14 protein-coding genes, 1 other RNA gene and 1 pseudogene are annotated in these 17,256 nt (G+C 32.3%); 10 read left to right on the top strand and 6 right to left on the bottom strand.

Annotated elements, in window-relative coordinates:
• Nucleotides 1–62 precede the first annotated feature (62 nt).
• The gene (locus AC2H4K_RS15265) at nt 63–539 is read left to right on the top strand and encodes a nuclear transport factor 2 family protein (RefSeq protein ID WP_281139672.1); all 477 of its coding nucleotides are present in this window, start codon (nt 63–65) and stop codon (nt 537–539) included.
• Nucleotides 540–639: 100 nt separating this feature from the next.
• On the opposite strand, the gene AC2H4K_RS15260 is transcribed toward AC2H4K_RS15265, so the two are convergent.
• The 5 genes from AC2H4K_RS15260 to AC2H4K_RS15240 all read right to left on the bottom strand — a co-directional run bounded on the left by AC2H4K_RS15260 (nt 640) and on the right by AC2H4K_RS15240 (nt 5,306).
• Nucleotides 640–1,188 carry a 1-acyl-sn-glycerol-3-phosphate acyltransferase gene (locus AC2H4K_RS15260; RefSeq protein WP_281139673.1) on the bottom strand — a complete coding sequence of 183 codons (549 nt, stop codon included), beginning with the start codon at nt 1,186–1,188 and terminating at the stop codon, nt 640–642.
• Between the two features lies 1 nt (nt 1,189).
• Nucleotides 1,190–2,272 (bottom strand): iron-containing alcohol dehydrogenase family protein, encoded by a 1,083-nt coding sequence (locus tag AC2H4K_RS15255; RefSeq protein ID WP_281139674.1) that lies wholly within the window; start codon nt 2,270–2,272, stop codon nt 1,190–1,192.
• A 39-nt stretch (nt 2,273–2,311) separates the two neighbouring features.
• The gene (locus AC2H4K_RS15250) at nt 2,312–3,025 is read right to left on the bottom strand and encodes an HAD family hydrolase (protein WP_281139675.1); all 714 of its coding nucleotides are present in this window, start codon (nt 3,023–3,025) and stop codon (nt 2,312–2,314) included.
• Complete coding sequence (gene kdsB, locus AC2H4K_RS15245) at nt 3,016–3,729, bottom strand: 3-deoxy-manno-octulosonate cytidylyltransferase (RefSeq protein ID WP_281139857.1); 714 nt, start codon at nt 3,727–3,729, stop codon at nt 3,016–3,018. Before kdsB ends, AC2H4K_RS15250 begins: the two co-directional genes overlap by 10 nt.
• 134 nt (nt 3,730–3,863) lie before the next feature.
• A complete protein-coding gene (locus tag AC2H4K_RS15240) occupies nt 3,864–5,306 on the bottom strand; it encodes an ATP-dependent DNA helicase (RefSeq protein ID WP_281139676.1) in 1,443 nt (480 codons plus the stop codon).
• A gap of 154 nt (nt 5,307–5,460) precedes the next feature.
• Between AC2H4K_RS15240 and AC2H4K_RS15235 the strand changes: the two genes are divergently transcribed.
• From AC2H4K_RS15235 to AC2H4K_RS15220, 4 genes are all read left to right on the top strand, one after another.
• Nucleotides 5,461–6,189, top strand: coding sequence for a hypothetical protein (locus AC2H4K_RS15235; RefSeq protein ID WP_281139677.1), 729 nt, complete (start codon nt 5,461–5,463; stop codon nt 6,187–6,189).
• 2 nt (nt 6,190–6,191) lie between these two features.
• Nucleotides 6,192–6,998 carry a DUF3822 family protein gene (locus AC2H4K_RS15230; RefSeq protein ID WP_493742575.1) on the top strand — a complete coding sequence of 269 codons (807 nt, stop codon included), beginning with the start codon at nt 6,192–6,194 and terminating at the stop codon, nt 6,996–6,998.
• Nucleotides 6,998–7,531, top strand: a complete 534-nt coding sequence (gene rsmD, locus AC2H4K_RS15225; protein ID WP_493743074.1) for a 16S rRNA (guanine(966)-N(2))-methyltransferase RsmD — start codon at nt 6,998–7,000, stop codon at nt 7,529–7,531. The genes AC2H4K_RS15230 and rsmD overlap by 1 nt, the downstream gene beginning before the upstream one ends.
• A gap of 217 nt (nt 7,532–7,748) precedes the next feature.
• Nucleotides 7,749–8,510 (top strand): hypothetical protein, encoded by a 762-nt coding sequence (locus AC2H4K_RS15220; RefSeq protein ID WP_281139679.1) that lies wholly within the window; start codon nt 7,749–7,751, stop codon nt 8,508–8,510.
• A gap of 54 nt (nt 8,511–8,564) precedes the next feature.
• Here the strand turns inward: AC2H4K_RS15220 and rnpB are convergent.
• An RNA gene (gene rnpB, locus AC2H4K_RS15215) (RNase P RNA component class A) lies at nt 8,565–8,881 on the bottom strand.
• 102 nt (nt 8,882–8,983) lie between these two features.
• On the opposite strand from rnpB, the pseudogene dnaX reads away from it, so the two are divergent.
• The 5 genes and pseudogenes from dnaX (at nt 8,984) to AC2H4K_RS15190 (ending at nt 17,254) form a co-directional block, all read left to right on the top strand.
• Nucleotides 8,984–10,712: pseudogene (dnaX, locus tag AC2H4K_RS15210) on the top strand (DNA polymerase III subunit gamma/tau).
• Between the two features lie 116 nt (nt 10,713–10,828).
• Nucleotides 10,829–12,385, top strand: a complete 1,557-nt coding sequence (locus AC2H4K_RS15205) for an FG-GAP-like repeat-containing protein (RefSeq protein WP_281139680.1) — start codon at nt 10,829–10,831, stop codon at nt 12,383–12,385.
• Between the two features lie 323 nt (nt 12,386–12,708).
• A complete protein-coding gene (locus AC2H4K_RS15200; protein WP_281139681.1) occupies nt 12,709–14,556 on the top strand; it encodes an alkaline phosphatase PhoX in 1,848 nt (615 codons plus the stop codon).
• 61 nt (nt 14,557–14,617) lie between these two features.
• A complete protein-coding gene (locus AC2H4K_RS15195) occupies nt 14,618–16,582 on the top strand; it encodes a cytochrome-c peroxidase (protein ID WP_281139682.1) in 1,965 nt (654 codons plus the stop codon).
• 87 nt (nt 16,583–16,669) lie between these two features.
• A complete protein-coding gene (locus AC2H4K_RS15190; protein ID WP_281139683.1) occupies nt 16,670–17,254 on the top strand; it encodes a hypothetical protein in 585 nt (194 codons plus the stop codon).
• Nucleotides 17,255–17,256 lie beyond the last annotated feature (2 nt).

The following is a 17,256-nucleotide window of genomic DNA, read 5'->3' as shown; positions in this document are numbered from 1 at the left end:
CCTACGCAATTATGAATAAGTGGGTTTTAAAAAATCGACTCTTATTTCACAATAAATTGATAATGAGTGATTTAATATTTAAATTTTATGATTCTTTTAACAATTTAGATGCTAAAAAAATGGTGTCATACTATCATGACGATATCATTTTTCAAGATCCTGCTTTTGGTATTTTAAAAGGTGAACGCGCCAAGGCTATGTGGCTTATGTTGTGCGAATCTCAAAAAGGAAAAGATTTTACAGTAACTTTTTCTGATATAAAAACAGATGCTAATAAAGGTTCTGCACACTGGGAAGCTATGTATACTTTTAGCAAAACAGGAAGAAAAGTTCATAATAAAATTGATGCCGAATTTGAATTTAAAGATGGACTTATTATTAAGCATACAGACAACTTTGATCTGCACAAATGGGCAAAGCAAGCTATGGGATTCAAAGGCTTATTACTTGGAGGGACTAAATTTTTCAGAACTAAATTGCAATCTCAAACCAACTATCTTCTCGATAAGTATATGGCAGAAAAAAAGCTACCAAAATAAATTTGATAGCTTTTTGAGGCAATGTTTCTTTTTAGGGACTATATAGAGTTTACTTTATGTTTCATTGCATAATATAATATTCAAATCTCATGCCAAAGTCTCAGCTATAAGCTTTTACCTTTCCTTCTACACCTTCAAAAAATGACTTCATAAATTTAAAGTCGGCTTCCATATTATCTGTTGGATAAAATGGTTCAGAGACTTTATTATGTTTGTTTTTAAAATCTAGCGTAAACATAATGATAGGAACGTTTGCTGTTTTAGCAATGTAGTAAAAGCCAGTTCTCCATGTTTCAACTTTTTTCCGTGTACCTTCAGGTGCCAATGCTAACCTAAATTCTTCTTCATTTTCAAAAAGTTTTGCAATGGATTCTACTTTATTCTGTCCCGAAGTTCTATCCAAAGCTCTACCGCCTACGGCTCTAAAATAATAACCAAACGGCCACCTGAACAATTCTTTTTTAGCTACAAAATTCACCTTAATATTTACAGCTTTTCTGAGCAGAACGCCAATATAGAAATCATGCCAACTCGTGTGAGGAACAGCTATAATAACAACTTTCTTAAGCGCATCTTTTGAAAAGTTTGTATTTCCTACAATTTTCCAACCCAAAAGCTTAAAATAGATGAATTTGGCTAACCAATGCATCTTACATTTTTTTGTAAAGCTCCATTAATTTTTCTGGTGTAGCTATTTTTTTCCAATTTTTACCAATAGCGTTTTCCCAAAGTGGCTCTAAGCTTAAAGCTACTTCAATCATAATATTTAACTGATGTTCATCTAAATCTGCACAAATTCCTTGTGGTAATTCTATGTTGAATTTAGACTTCATTTCTTTAAATAATTTCACATCTTCAGGATAAAATTCCTCTAGATGATCAAAAACAATACAGTTACCAATACCATGTTTTACACCCAACAAATATCCCAACCCATAGCTCATAGCATGTGCTACTCCTACTTGAGAATAGGCAATGCTCATACCACCATGCCAGGATGCCATCATTAATTTATCTTGAGACTCTTCCTCGCTTAATTTATCTTCAACAAAAATCTCCCTACAAAGTTCATAGGCTTTTTCACCATAACTCTGACTAAAAGCGTTTAAATATGTTCCGTTTAAGGACTCAACACAGTGAACAAAACAGTCCATGCCTGTATAAAACCACTGGTCTTTAGGAACTCCTTTAGTAAGCTCTGGATCTAAAATTACCTGATCGAATGGTGTGTAATCACTATTAATACCCAGTTTACGTTCTGGACCCGTGAGTATTGTTGTTCGAGATACTTCAGCTCCTGTTCCAGATATTGTAGGGATACCAACATGATATACCGCAGGATGTTTAATTAAATCCCAACCTTGGTAATCTTTTGACTCCCCTTTGTTGGTTAGCATTAATGAAACTGCTTTTGCAATATCCATTACAATACCACCACCAATACCAATAATTCCAGAAGGCAATTCACTATATTCTAAAATAATATCTTCTACCAGTTGATCTATCTGAGATGTTTTAGGTTCATCTTCAGTAGGTATATAAACAATTTTATCTTTATAAGACAGTGTTATCCTAGACGTTAACCAATGATTGCCTTTAAAGACATCATCTACATAAAATATAAATGGAGCCTGTCTGTTTTTACGCTTTGGCGCAAGAATCTCATCAAGTTGATTGAAACTTCCACGTCCAAAGACAATTCTGGACACCATTGGATAATTTTTGTATGTCATTTACTTTTTAATATCTTTTTCAAAAATAAGAACTTAGTTCTATTTAGTCGGTTTGAAATATTTTAAAATTTCTGTTAAACTTTTTATAGTGTTATACTCCACACCATCAGTTTCGTTTTTTGTAACTTCTTCATGAAGCCAAGTGGTATGAAAAGGTATATGAATAGCTTCTGCACCAATATTTACAAGTGGCAAAATATCTGACTTTAATGAGTTACCAACCATTAAAAATTCTGATGGATTAATATCTAAATGCTTCAAAAGCTTCTCGTAATTAGATTCTTGCTTCTCACTTAAAACTTCAATATGATGAAAATATTGGAGCAAACCTGATTTTTCTAGCTTACGTTCCTGATCTAAAAGATCTCCTTTTGTTGCTACAATAAGCTTATAATCTTTGGAAAGTGATTTTAATACGTCTTCTACTCCATCTAACAACTCAATAGGTTTGTTTATCATATCCTTACCTATTTGAAGTATTTTTGAAATAATTTCGTTTGAAACTTGCCCATTAGATAGTTCAATAGCCAATTCTATCATAGAAAGCACAAACCCTTTAACTCCATAACCATAAATTGGTAAATTTTTTATTTCCAACCTAAATAGTTCTTGGTCTATTTTATTAGGGGTTTCATAATGGGATAATAATTGGCCTACTTTTTCTTCTGCTTCACGAAAATAAGTCTCATTGACCCAAAGTGTATCGTCAGCATCAAAGCCAATTACTTTTATGTTACTGTAATCTATTTCCACAAACGCTTGGCTTTTTCTAAATCTTCTGGTGTATCAATTTCCACACCTTGTACTTCAGTTTCTACCATTTTTATACGTTTACCATATTCTAGATAACGAATACATTCTATCTTTTCGGTAGCTTCTATAAATTGCATCGGCAATACCGTAAAATCTAACAACGCTTGTTTTCTGAATGCATAAATACCTTTATGTTTAAAATAACGTGCACCTACATTTTTATCTCGTGGAAAAGGAATTGGACTGCGTGAAAAGTAAAGTGCAAAATTATTTTGGTCTACAATAACCTTAACTGTATTTGGATTATTAATTTCATCCCAGTCAGTTATTTCAACCATAAGTGAAGCTAAATCTATTTCCTTTTCTGCATCTCCTTTAAAAACTTCTAGAACTTTAAAAAGGCTTTCTCTTTCTGTGAAGGGCTCGTCTCCCTGAACATTTACCACAATATCGCAATCTACATTGGCTACGGCTTCAGCAATTCTATCACTTCCAGACTCATGTTCTTTTTGGCTCATAATGGCTTTGCCTCCATTATTTACAATTTCATTATAAATAATTTCGCTATCGGTAACCACATAGACTTCGCTAAAAAGTTCTGTAGCCACAGTAGCTTCATAAGTTCTTAAAATCACCGATTTTCCTGCTAAATTTTGCATTAATTTACCTGGAAAACGTGACGCACTATACCGTGCAGGAATCATGGAAATAATCTTCATATTTCGACTTTATCTGAATTCAAAAATACTGTTTTAGGATGATTTTGTCTTGTTATGTTTTAACTTTTTATAAAGTTTATATGCATATGGCTCATGAAAGCCTTATGCTATTTAGCTTATCAGTTCAAATGGTTTTCGGTAAACATATCGTCTTTAAAACCAATTAAATATAGTTTTTCTTTGGCTCTTGTTACAGCAGTGTATAACCAACGGATATAATCTTTATCCATACCATCTGGTAAATAAGGTTGCTCTACAAAAATGGTATTCCATTGTCCACCTTGAGATTTGTGGCATGTTATAGCATAAGAAAACTTCACTTGTAATGCATTGAAGTATTTATTGTTTTTTACACCTAAAAACTTTTTATAATTTGAGGTTTCATTCTCATAATCCTTCATTACTTCCTGATATAATCTATTGGAATCTTCGTAACTTAAAGATGCACTTTCAACATCTATAGTATCTAAAAGTAAAACGGTTTCAAAAGGTCGCATTCTAGGGTAATCTACCATTCTAATTTTTACTTCGGCAAATCTAAACCCGTATAATTCTTTGATACTGAATATTTCTAATACTTCAATAATATCTCCATTAGCGATAAAACCAGCTTCGGTTGTTGGTTTTATCCAGAAATAATTATTCTTAACCACCATAAGGTAATCTCCGGCTGACAATTCATTTTCGTTGAATAAAATACGTTCCCTTATTTGCTTATTATATAGGTTTGCCCTTTTATTACTCCTAACAATTATAGCCGTTTCTTCGTAACCTTCACTGCTGTAGGCATCATTAATAGCATCCATTATTTCATGCCCATCAATCAACCTTACTATATCTTTAAATGGACCTACATTAAATTTGAAACTTTCATAAAAATCAAATTCTAATACAGATCTTAATTCCGTTGCATTTTCTAATATACCAGAGTCTTGTTCTTGTCTTACAACCTCATCAAGCTCAATTCCTATAACTTCTTTGTTATAGTGTAAGCTTAAAACATTAGGATCTAACGCAGGACTTAAATCTGATTTTACTGGTGGCAACTGAGCAACATCACCTATAAGTAAAAGTTTACATTGATGACCAGAGTACACATATTGCATTAAATCATCTAAAAGCGAACCATTTTCATAAAACTTGGAATCTGATGGAGCATCAGGAATCATAGAAGATTCATCTACAATAAAAATTGTATTTCTATGCTTATTGGGTTGCATTACAAATTTTACACCGCCTCCCTTTTCTTTTTTAGGAAAATATATTTTTTTATGAATGGTAAAAGCTTCTTTTTGGGAATAATTTGAGATCACCTTAGCCGCTCTACCTGTTGGCGCCAACAAAACAGCATTTTTTTTTGCTTGCCATAAATTAGCAACAATAGTACCTATAATACTGGTTTTTCCTGTACCTGCATATCCTTTTAAAAGATAAATAGCATTCTTATCATTACTAAAAATGAATTGAGATAATTGCATAAGTACCTGATCTTGTTTAGATGTGGGTACAAATGGAAATTTTGATTTTAAAAGTGAGTAAAATGCTGATGCATTAGAAATCATAGAGTAATAAATATGAAGCAAGATAGCATTATTATATATTTTCCAAAATCATAAGTTATTGACAATTTATTTTTGAATGATTTTTATTTAGATAGTTTTTACGAACAAAAAAAAATTGTAGATTTGCGATAAGACCTAATTAATAAAAAAGAAAATGTTAAACGTAATTATTGCAGTTGTAGTTATTATACTATTAACCATTGGTATTGTTTGGTTAATTGACAAATTTGTTCCTAAAAAATTAAAACCAGTCATTAACCTTTTGCTTTGGGCATTAATTATATTCTTAGGCTATTTAACCTTCATGTCCGTTTATGAAGAGATTCAATTCAACCAATTAAAGAAAAAACGTTTTGCAGTAGCTATCGATCGATTAATAGATATTAGAGACTCTCAATTAGTCTATAAAGAAGTTAATGGTGAATACACTGATAGTTTTGATAACTTAATAAAGTTTATTGATACTGCTAAAGTGCCAATTACACAAAGACGTGACACATTAGTATTAGATGAAGAAGCTACACGTCGTTTTCAAGGTGTTGAAACTTTTAAAACAATTACTTTAATAGATACCTTAAGTTATTTCTCTGTAAAAGATTCATTATTTAAAGGTAGTGACCGTTACAAAAAGATGATGAACGTTGGTGTTGGTGAAGAAGGAGCTAAGTTTACATTAAAAGCAGGTAAACTAGATGAATTCCCTGTATTTGAAGCTAGTGTAGAAAAGTCTGTTATCTTAAACGACCAAGAGCCTTACTTAGTAGAAAAAGAAAAGCAGGTAGTTTCTGTTGATGGTGTTAACGGACCAACGCTTAAAGTAGGTTCTATGGAAGAAGTATTCACAAAAGGAAACTGGCCAAAGAGCTACACAAACAAAGAGTAAATTTGAAACCAAAAGATATTAAAGAACTGTCCATTCAAATACATTTGAATGGGCTTTCTTTTTGTATACTAAACCAAACTACAAATACTGTAGAATATCTCAATACTATTGAGTTTGAGCAAAAATCTACACCTTACAATACTTTAAATCATTTAAAAGCTGAATTAAGCAGCAACACCATTTTTTCCGAAGATTTTAATTCTGTTTCTGTTATACACCAAAACGAATTATCATCACTTGTTCCTAAAGAAATATATAACGAAAATAATAAAGCAGATTATCTAAAGTTTAACGCTAAAATTCTTAAAACAGATTTTATCACCGAAGATGATATTGCCGTAAATGATAGTATTAATGTTTACATACCTTATGTAAACATCAACAATTACATTTTTGAAACCTTTGGCGAATTTATTTACAAGCATTCCGCTAGTGTATTAATCAATTCTGTTTTACAAAAGAACGACGTTACAGAAACACCTATTGTTTATATCAATTGTAACAAAACTACATTAGAATTGCTTGTTGTTACTTACAACAAACTGCAGTTATTCAATGTATTTGAATATCACAGCAAAGAAGATTTTATATACTATATCTTATTTGTTTTTGAACAATTAAAACTTAATGTAGAAACCTCTCCCATAAAACTTAGTGGGTTAATTGATGAACATGATGAGTTATACAACATACTTTACACTTATGTAAGACATGTTGAGTTTAACACCACAAAATATAATTTTAAATTTTCAAACAGTATTGATGATACCAAAATTCATCATCATTATTTAATTCTAAATTCGTTTTGATTCGAATAATTTCAGGAAAATACAAAGGAAGGCGAATTACCGCACCAAAGAAGTTACCCGTTAGGCCAACAACAGATATGGCAAAAGAGGCTCTATTCAATATTTTGAATAATCAGTATTATTTTGATGATATCTCTGTTTTAGATTTATTCTCTGGAACCGGAAACATTAGTTATGAGTTTGCTTCAAGAGGTACCACAGCAATCACTGCTGTAGACGACAATTTTGGATGTATTAAATTTATAAATGAAACTGCTGAAGCTTTTGAAATTCCCATCAATACTATAAAAAGTGATGTCTTCAAATTCTTGGAGAATTCAAAACAACAGCATACTATCATTTTTGCTGACCCTCCTTATGAGTTTGAATTAGATGTTTTTTCTAAAATTCCTGAATTGGTTTTTGAAAATAATCTTTTAGAAGAAGATGGTCTTCTAATTGTTGAACATTCTAAACACACCGATTTAAGTCAATTAAATCATTACAGCCATTCTAAAAGTTATGGTGGTAATGTGTTTAGCTTTTTTAGCTAAAACGATATCTTTTTTACTCTTCAATTCAAACCAAAGCATACTACTCTAAAACACTTCAATTTGTAGTATAAATCCTAAAATTATTTTTTTATTAAATTAGCTGTATAAACTTCTGATTTTTAAATAAATAAACTAGTCCTGTTTATCTACGATTTAATTAACCTCTTTGTTAGTGCTTGCTATTAAACATATTACTAACCAATTAAATCAAATTATTATGAAGAATTTAAAAATGGGATTACTAGTTCTCTTAATGACAGTTTTTACTGTAAACTTTTCAAATTCACAAGAAGAAGCGCAACCTACAATGTTTGTTGTACATACAGACAATGTAAAGTTTGAAATGATGCCAAAATACGAAGAATTAGCACTAAAGCTAAAAAATAGCTGTGAGGAGAATAAGATTGAAGGTATGAGTTGGACAACTATTAGTGTGGAAGATGGTCGATACGTTTATGTATCTCCTATTAAGAACATGGCTGAGTTAGATACCAACCCAATGGAAGACCTTGCTAAGAAAATTGGAAAAGAAGAAATGGGCAAAATGTTTGGGGAAATGGACGAATGCTATGACTCTCATAGTAACGAGATTATACATTTCATTCCTGAGTTATCATACATGCCAGAAGGCTATGATACCAAAGACAAAAACGAAAGGGAATATCACTTTTTGTATTACGCACCCAAAAACGCCAAAGCAATGAATGAAGGCATGGCAAAAATTAAAGAGATGTTTGAAAATAAAGGTGTTAAAAATGGATATGAGGTATATCACAGCGGTTTTGGTAGCGAAGAAAGTTACTATATGGTCTCTGTAGCTGGTGAAAGTGAGTTAGCCATAGCACAAGACGGTAAAGATGATGATGAACTTTTAGGAGATGAAAGCCAAGCTACATTTTGGGAAGTTATTAAGCTCGCTACTAAATACAATGAAGTAGAAGCTAAAATTCGTCCAGATTTAAGCTACTATGCAGAATAAAAAAATCTTAAACGCAAAAAGAAACCCTTTACTATTTCAGTAAAGGGTTTTTTAATGACAAGCAAATCTATAAGCCGAATTCTGTATTAAAACCACAAAGGTCTTAACCCTTATCATTTATCTGAATTTACTGTTACCAGCAAACTTTAGCTGTCTACCCTCCAACAATCGGACGTGCAGCCCTCGAGCGTTGGTATACATGACATTGCACCACATAGAGTTTACCTGATTTCACTACAGCATTACCTGTACATACTTTCTGTTGCACTTTTCCTCACCTTTCGATGGATGGCTGTTAACCACTATGATTGCACTATGGTGTTCGGACTTTCCTTCCCGATAATTATCGGAACGATAAGGCAATCTGCGTGGCGGCAAATGTACATAAATTGTTAATAACTCATATTAAATATTAAATATCAAAAACGCCTATTTATAGGTTATTCTTAAATTTGTAATTCACTAATTTATCAATGGAACATTTCGTAGTATCGGCACGTAAGTACAGACCACAAACCTTTAAGGATGTTGTAGGTCAGCAGGCTATTACCAATACTTTACTGAATGCTATTGAAAATCATCATTTAGCTCAAGCTTTATTATTTACTGGTCCACGTGGTGTTGGTAAAACCACTTGCGCTCGTATTTTGGCTAAAATGATAAACAGTGACGGTAACACTAGCGAGGACGAAGATTTTGCTTTCAATATTTTTGAATTGGATGCGGCTTCTAACAACTCCGTTGATGATATCAGAAACCTAACCGATCAGGTTCGTATTCCGCCACAAGTTGGTAAATACAAAGTGTACATTATTGATGAGGTACACATGTTGTCTCAAGCGGCTTTTAATGCTTTTCTTAAAACCTTAGAAGAACCACCAAAGCATTGTATTTTTATTTTAGCAACTACTGAAAAACATAAGATTATACCAACCATCTTATCGCGTTGTCAGATTTTCGATTTTAAACGCATTACGGTTTCAGATGCTAAAGAATATTTAAAATACATTGCAGAAGAACAAGATATTACTGCTGAGGATGATGCACTTCACATTATAGCTCAAAAGGCAGATGGTGCTATGCGTGATGCGCTTTCAATCTTTGATCGTGTAGTAAGTTTCTCTGGAAAAAACCTAACAAGACAAGCCGTTACCGAAAATCTTAATGTACTAGATTACGAGACTTATTTTACAAGTACCGATTTAATTTTAGAAAATAAAATTCCTGAGTTGTTAGTACAATTCAACACTATACTGTCTAAAGGATTTGACGGTCATCATTACATCGCAGGATTAGCTTCCCATTTTAGAGATTTAATGGTTTGTAAAAATCCAGCAACGCTTGAACTTTTAGAAGTAGGTGAAGAAACTAAGGAAAAATACATGATTCAATGCCAAAAGACCTCACATACCTTTTTGATGCAAGGTATTGATTTGTCCAACAGTTGTGATTTAAAATATAAATCGAGTAAAAATCAACGGCTTTTAGTCGAACTCACATTGATGCAGCTAGCCTCTATCACCTTTGATGGAGCAAAAAAAAAATAAGGGCTTCATAATTCCTGCTTCTTATTTTACAGCAAAAGGTATTACTCCTATTCCTGTAAAAAAACCTGAAGAAGCTCAACCAAAAATATCTAAAGATATCTCAAACAAGGAAGTTGTTAAAAAGCAGCCTGAAAAAGTTCAGAACTCTGTTTCAGAACCTACAACAATACCAAAGATATCCATCAATAAACCTGGCAAAGTTACTTCTGGTCTCTCTTTAAAAAGTATAAGGGAAAAGAAAGAGCATCAAATACGACAGATGGATGTTGTTATTGATGAAGACGATTTACCAAAAGAACCAGTTACCCAAGAAGCATTGCTAAAAGCTTGGAAAGCCTACACAGCTAAAATGGATAAGAAAGGTGAAAAAATTATGGCTTCCATATTACAAATGGATACACCTAAGCTAAAAGGAACTACGATTCATCTTACCTACTCCAACAATACAAATAAAATTGAGTTAGAGCGTGCTCAATTTCCTCTAATGGCTTATTTAAAGAAAACACTTCTTAACTACGATCTAGAATTAGATATAAAAGTTAATGAAGAAATCGCTAAAAAATATGCCTTTACACCAAGAGAGAAGTACGAAAAACTAAAGGAGAAAAACCCAAACATTGAACTACTCAAAAAAACGTTTGGGTTAGACATTTAGGTACTTTTATTTTATTCCTACTTAAGCTTAATAAAATAGTAACAATAAGGTATTATAAAGCATACCCTTTTTTTTGAAATTAGTATGACTATACTAATCTCTATTTTGAATACCAAATGAATAAAGTTTACTTCATCCTTGTTTTATCTACACTACTCGTTTCTTGTAAAAATAATAGTAATGACACTTACTCTATACCTTCCAACGAAATAATAGAAACCACTAAACAAGACGATTTAAGTGGAGAACAGCTTTCAAAAATATATTGTAAAGCCTGTCATCAATACCCAGAGCCTGAAATGTTAACTGTAGACATATGGAAAGATTATATGCTGCCAAGAATGGGTTACATGTATGGCATTTATAAAAATGCCAATGAAAGAAAAGCCCTTTTTGAAAATAATGAAGGTGGTGAGTTGGTAAAAGCCAGTGGATTATTTCCAAACGAACAAACCTTGGATAGTTTATCTTGGAAAAAGATTCAAGATTATTATTTAAATAATGCTCCAAACGAATTAGCGTTGCCACCAAAAAAGATAATTAAAAAAGAACTCAAGCAGTTTACCACAATAATTCCAGATCAAAAAGTAAATGTACCAAGTTCTACTATGGCAGAATTTTCAGAAAACGGTCAAATTTATTTAGGTGATGCTTTTACTAAAAGTTTTTCCATTTTTTCTAGTAACCTAAAATTATTAACCTCTGGAAATGTACAAGAAGGTGCTGTAAGCCTTTATGATACAGATGACGCCTTCTGGCTTACCGTAATGGGTAGTTTTTCTCCTACCGATGCGCCAAAAGGGTTAATTGCCACCTTGCCAAAAAAATCTGGAATAAAATCAACTGTTCCTATAAAAGGTTTACAAAGACCTGTGCATAGTGATTATGGAGATTTAAATGGTGATGGAAAAATGGATATTGTAGTTTCAGAATTTGGAAAATGGACAGGTGCGTTGTCTGTTTTCATTCAAAATGATAGTTCTTACACTAAGAAAACCTTACTAGCAAAGCCTGGCGCTATAAAATCATATATGAGAGATATGAACAACGATGGCTTTTTAGATATTGTAGCACTATTTGCTCAAGCCGATGAAGGCATTGATATTTATTACAACGATGGTAAGGCCAATTTTAAAAGAGACCGAGTACTTCAATTTTCGCCATCTATGGGAGGAAGTTTTATGGATCTTATAGATTATAATGATGATGGTTTCTTGGATATCATTTACACAGCTGGTGATAATGCAGATTACAAACCTATAATGAAGCCCTGGCATGGCATCTATATTTATTTGAATGATGGAAATAACAAATTCAAACAAGAGTTATTCATTCAACATAATGGAGCGTACAATGCCATAGTCAATGACTTTGATGGAGATGGCGACAAGGATATAGCTGCGATTTCTTTTTTTCCAGATTGGGTAAATACACCTGAAGAAAGTTTTGTTTATTATGAAAACACAGGAAATAATACGTTTCAAAACTTCACTTTTCCTGAAGTAAATAAAGGCCGTTGGGTAGTTATGGATGCCGCTGACTACGATAAAGATGGTGATACAGATTTAATTCTAGGCTCCTTAGCATTTGAAGTAATTCCAAAACTTGGCTATGTTGAACAATGGATGAAAGATGGTATTCCGTTTATTATTCTTAAGAATAACTTGAGATAATCGCTTGTTTATAACATGTCTAAATAAGAGGAAACTTTCACTTGTTTATAAATGTTAAAAAAAATGGCATAGCATTAAATTCAATTCACATCACTTGTATTTATTGGGTTTATAGAATTTCAACACTAAATAATTTAAAAAATCTTTGTTACTAAAAGGTAAATTATCTAATTAATAATAGGTCATTCTCATAATGTTTAAAACACATCCTTAATGTTTCGTTTGCAATTATTTTAAATAGCTTTTAAAATGACTTTACAAAGCGCCAGTAATTTTAAGTCATTAATTATTAACCAATTTATTTAATCACAAAACTATTTAAAATGAAACGTAAGTTACTTTCTTTGATGATGTGCGGATTTGGTTTAGTATCAATAGCACAGAGTCAATTTCCAACCACTATGGTTGACACAGATTGGGATGCTACAACAGTAGTAGTTCCTCCTTCTCCTTTTCAACTCCAAGTATTATTTATTGGTGGAGAAGATATGGTACAAACAGGGCTTAATGAAGAAGTACCTGCTAAGCAATGGCACGATTTTATCGGTTTTACTCCTTTAACAGCTGAAGACTGTGTAGATGATCCTAATGCTATTGGTTGGGCTTCTGTAAATCACGAAATGATTATTGCTGATGACAAAATCGGTGATGGTGGTGGAATGACTACCTTCTTATTAGGTAGAACCCCTTCTACTGATGAATTATATATTATTCCACAAACTTTAAGTGATGGTCGTGAAGGTGACTTCTTTAATGTAGATTTTTCTGCTGTTGGTGAAACAGGGATGAACTGTGGAGGTATTAACTCTAATATTGATGGTCGTGTTTGGTCTGCTGAAGAATGGTTTAGAAATAGTAATAATGACGTTTACGATAGTGGTAATGGTGTAAGAGACATTAGTGACTACACTATTAAATACACAGAGTTTGAGATGGCTAACTTCCAAACGATTCCAAAATACCAAAACTTCAACTGGATGGTAGAAATAGACCCAAGAGCTTCTAAAGCAATACGCAAACAATATAATTGGGGACGTCAACCATTTGAAGGTGGTACAATTGCTAATGATAACCAAACAGTTTATATGGGTGCAGATGCAACTCCTGGTTTATTTACAAAATTCGTTGCAGATACTCCTGGTGATTTTACTTCTGGAACAACTTATGTTTATAAGCATGATAATGCTGGTGATCCTTGGGTTGAAATAGACAACTCTAACTTCTCAAACATGTTGAACTTTACAGATTTAGCTATTGCTGCTGGTGCTACAATGTTCAACCGCTTAGAATGGGTTACTATAAACAAAAATAATGGTAAAATATATATGACTGAAACTGGCAGAGACAATCCTGCTTCTAGCTGGTCTGATGACGCTACTGCTGGTGGAGTTTATGCTGCTCACCATATTCAAAGAGCTATAGATCAAGGAGCAACTGGTCCTGACGATGCTGCATATTGGGATTATTACGGACGTGTTTTAGAATACGATCCTGCTACTGGAGATGTTAATATTTTTGTTGAAGGTGGTCCTTATTTTACAACAAGTCCTGATGTTGCTAACTATCCAACAAAGCACTTATCTAATCCTGATGGTTTAAACATGCTTTATGTAGATGTTGATGGTACACCAAAAACATATATGTTAATCAACGAAGATTTAAATGGAACGTCTTTTGGTAGAACTCCATCAGAATATCCTAACGATCGTATGTGTGAAATGTATATTTTAGACATGGATGTTGCTAACCCTACGGTTGATAATTTAATTCGTTTAACCCAAACTCCTAGAGGTGCAGAAATTACAGGTGCTTGCGCTACAGCTGATGGTAAATCTGTATTGGTAAACTCTCAGCATCCAGATGGTGCTAACCCATTCCCATACAATAACTCATTAACTTTTGCTATCACTGGGTTTGATGATCCTACAGCATTAGCGACGTTATCTAGTAGAGAGTTTCATTTTGATTCAAACAAATTTGGAATTTATCCTAATCCAACAGAGCGTATCTTATACTTAAGCGAAACTACTGATTGTGCTTTATACGATATTACAGGAAAGCGTATTGGTGTATATCGTAACACAAAATCAATAGATATTTCTGGTATCCAAACAGGAACATATTTATTAAAAACTAGCGAAGGCATTACTAAAAAAGTAATCATTAAGTAAGTTTTTTAGAAAATTTTAGCCGGATGAGTAAATCATCCGGCTTATTTCATTTTATAATATTATGAAGATAAATACTCACATTGTTTTAGTTGGCTTGTTGCTTGGATTTGTTTTTTCTCTTTTTAGCCAATGGTCAGATTCTAATTTTAACGATCTCAATAATTACAAAGGTTATAGACCAAATGTAATAGGTGAAATCAACGCTGAATTTATAGAAGATTTAGAATTTTTAGTTGAAGAATCAACCAATTTTAGAGAAAGTGTTGATGGTTTTGTAAACCAAAATCAGTCCAAACAAAATGTAGATAAGTCTTATAGAGCTTTACGAGATGCTTTTAAAAGTGTAGAGTATATTATTGAATATTCAGACAAGGAAGCTTATGATAAAATTGTCAATGGAGCTCCTTTACCTAAATTAGAACAAAAAGTTTCCGATCTTACAGTACTTGAACCACACGGGTTGCAAGTTATTGATGAGATGATTGCTGGTTCGGATTTTTCTAATAAAGATGAAAAAGAAGCCTTTTTAAAAGAAGTTGAACTTTTTGAAAAAAACATCAAAAAAATCAATACCTATCTTAAAATTAGAAAATTTAACGATAGACAATTTTTTGAAGCTACTAGACAATCCATAATTCGTTTGGCTTCATTAGGTATCACAGGTTTTGATACACCTGGAACACTGCAAGGTATTGAAGATGCAGACAAAGTTTTACAAACTATAAAAAAATACACTGGCTTATATAAACCAGAATTAAACAATGTAAATCAAATTGAGTTATTAAAGAAAAACTCAAATATTATTTCAAAAGGTTTAAAGATTATTAAAGGAGCTGACTTTGAAAATTTCAATCGTTTGGTTTTCATTAAAGAAGTTATAAATCCTTTATATAAAAATATAAAAGACATTCACTTAGCTTTGAATTATGAAACTATAGATGAAGTTTCAAGATATCCACAAGCTGTTAATTATACTTCAGAAAATTTATTTGAAAAAGATTTTCTGAATAACTTCTATTATGTTAGTTTAAGTAAAGACGATACTTACGATGAAAAATCAGAATTAGGTCGTTTACTCTTTTACGATCCTATTCTATCTCAAAAAAACACCATGTCTTGCGCAACTTGTCATGATCCTAAAAAAGCATTTACCGACGGAAAAACATTGAGTTCTTCTAGTAATGGCGGTCACCTTGAGCGTAATGCCATGACTTTAAATTATTCAGTTTATGCTACAAAATACTTTCACGATTTAAGAGCGCAGCGCTTAGAGGATCAGTTTGAACATGTGGTACTAAGTGAAAAAGAATTCAACTCTTCATACAAAGAGATTTTAGAAAAAATTAAAAATAGTCCAACGTATGTGGACTTATTCAAAAAAGCATTTCCAAACAGTAATCAAATCAAATTTAATGATATTGACTATGCTCTAGCAGCTTACGTAATGCAACTTAATACGTTTGACAGTCCTGTAGATCAATATTTTCAAAATAAAATAGATCAATTACCAAAAGCTGTAGAAAGAGGTTTTAATCTCTTTACAGGCAAAGCAGCTTGTGCAACTTGTCATTTTGCTCCATTATTTTCAGGAAACTTACCACCGCTTTATATTGATAGCGAAGCTGAAGTTTTAGGCGTGCCTAATAATAAACAAGAGCCTTGGGCTTTTGATGACGATAAAGGCAGATACAGCAATGGTCTTACACAAGAAGTCGCTTCTTTTTATGAAGGAGCATTTAAAACCTCAACAGTGAGAAATATAGCTTTAACAGCACCATACATGCATAATGGAGTTTTTGACACCTTAGAAGAGGTCATGGACTTTTATAACAAAGGTGGTGGAGCTGGAAATGGATTAAATTTAGAACATCAAACTTTATCTAGTGATCCGTTAAACTTAACTGAGCAGGAAATATCAGATATTATTAAATTTATGGAAGCGCTTAGCGATACTAAATCTTTTGATCAGCCGAATGATTTACCAAGAGATTTCCCTGATGAAAACTTAAATAAAAGAGCTTTATAGTTATCTGTTATTTCTAAAAACAGAGAATAATACTTCAGAACTTTCTATATTAAATTTTTAAAATATCTTTGATAAACGAAATTTAATATGAGAGCACTTCTTGGATTATTATTAATTGTGGTTATTGGCTTTACAAGTTGTGAAGGCAGAAGAACTTCTAATCAGTCTTTAGCGGATAGCGTTGAAGAATTCAAAAAAACAGTAAGTTTTCAAAAGGATATTTATATTCCTGAAACCTATATTGAGCGTGAAGTTGACACACTTTTAAGCAACGGATTTCATGTAAAAATAAAGAGCTATTCTGATATGTCTAATAGTGTTCTTTTCACCAAAATAAAAGACACTATTAACTATCAAACTCATTATAGAAACTTCAAGTTTGATATTTTAGTTGAAAAAAACGGAAAAATCATTTACAATAAAAGCTTTGATAAAAAGAAGGCTAATAAAGTCTTCGGATTTAAATCTAATTTTGAGCAAGGTTCTGAACTACATAACTTTTATGAATTGGCTGTATTAAAATCGGTTCAGGTAGATGATGACCCTAGCCTGACTAACAATGTGGCAATAGATTTCATTTATACCATACCAGAAACAGAACGTACGTCTTACCATAGAATGACCATTAATAGTAAGGGACGATCAAATTTTATTCAAACTGCTAAAAAATAATT

This window comes from Winogradskyella sp. 266wxhm, from assembly GCF_058964685.1.
Note: the sequence above shows the minus strand (reverse complement) of the source record. Positions and strands in the feature narration are given on the sequence as shown.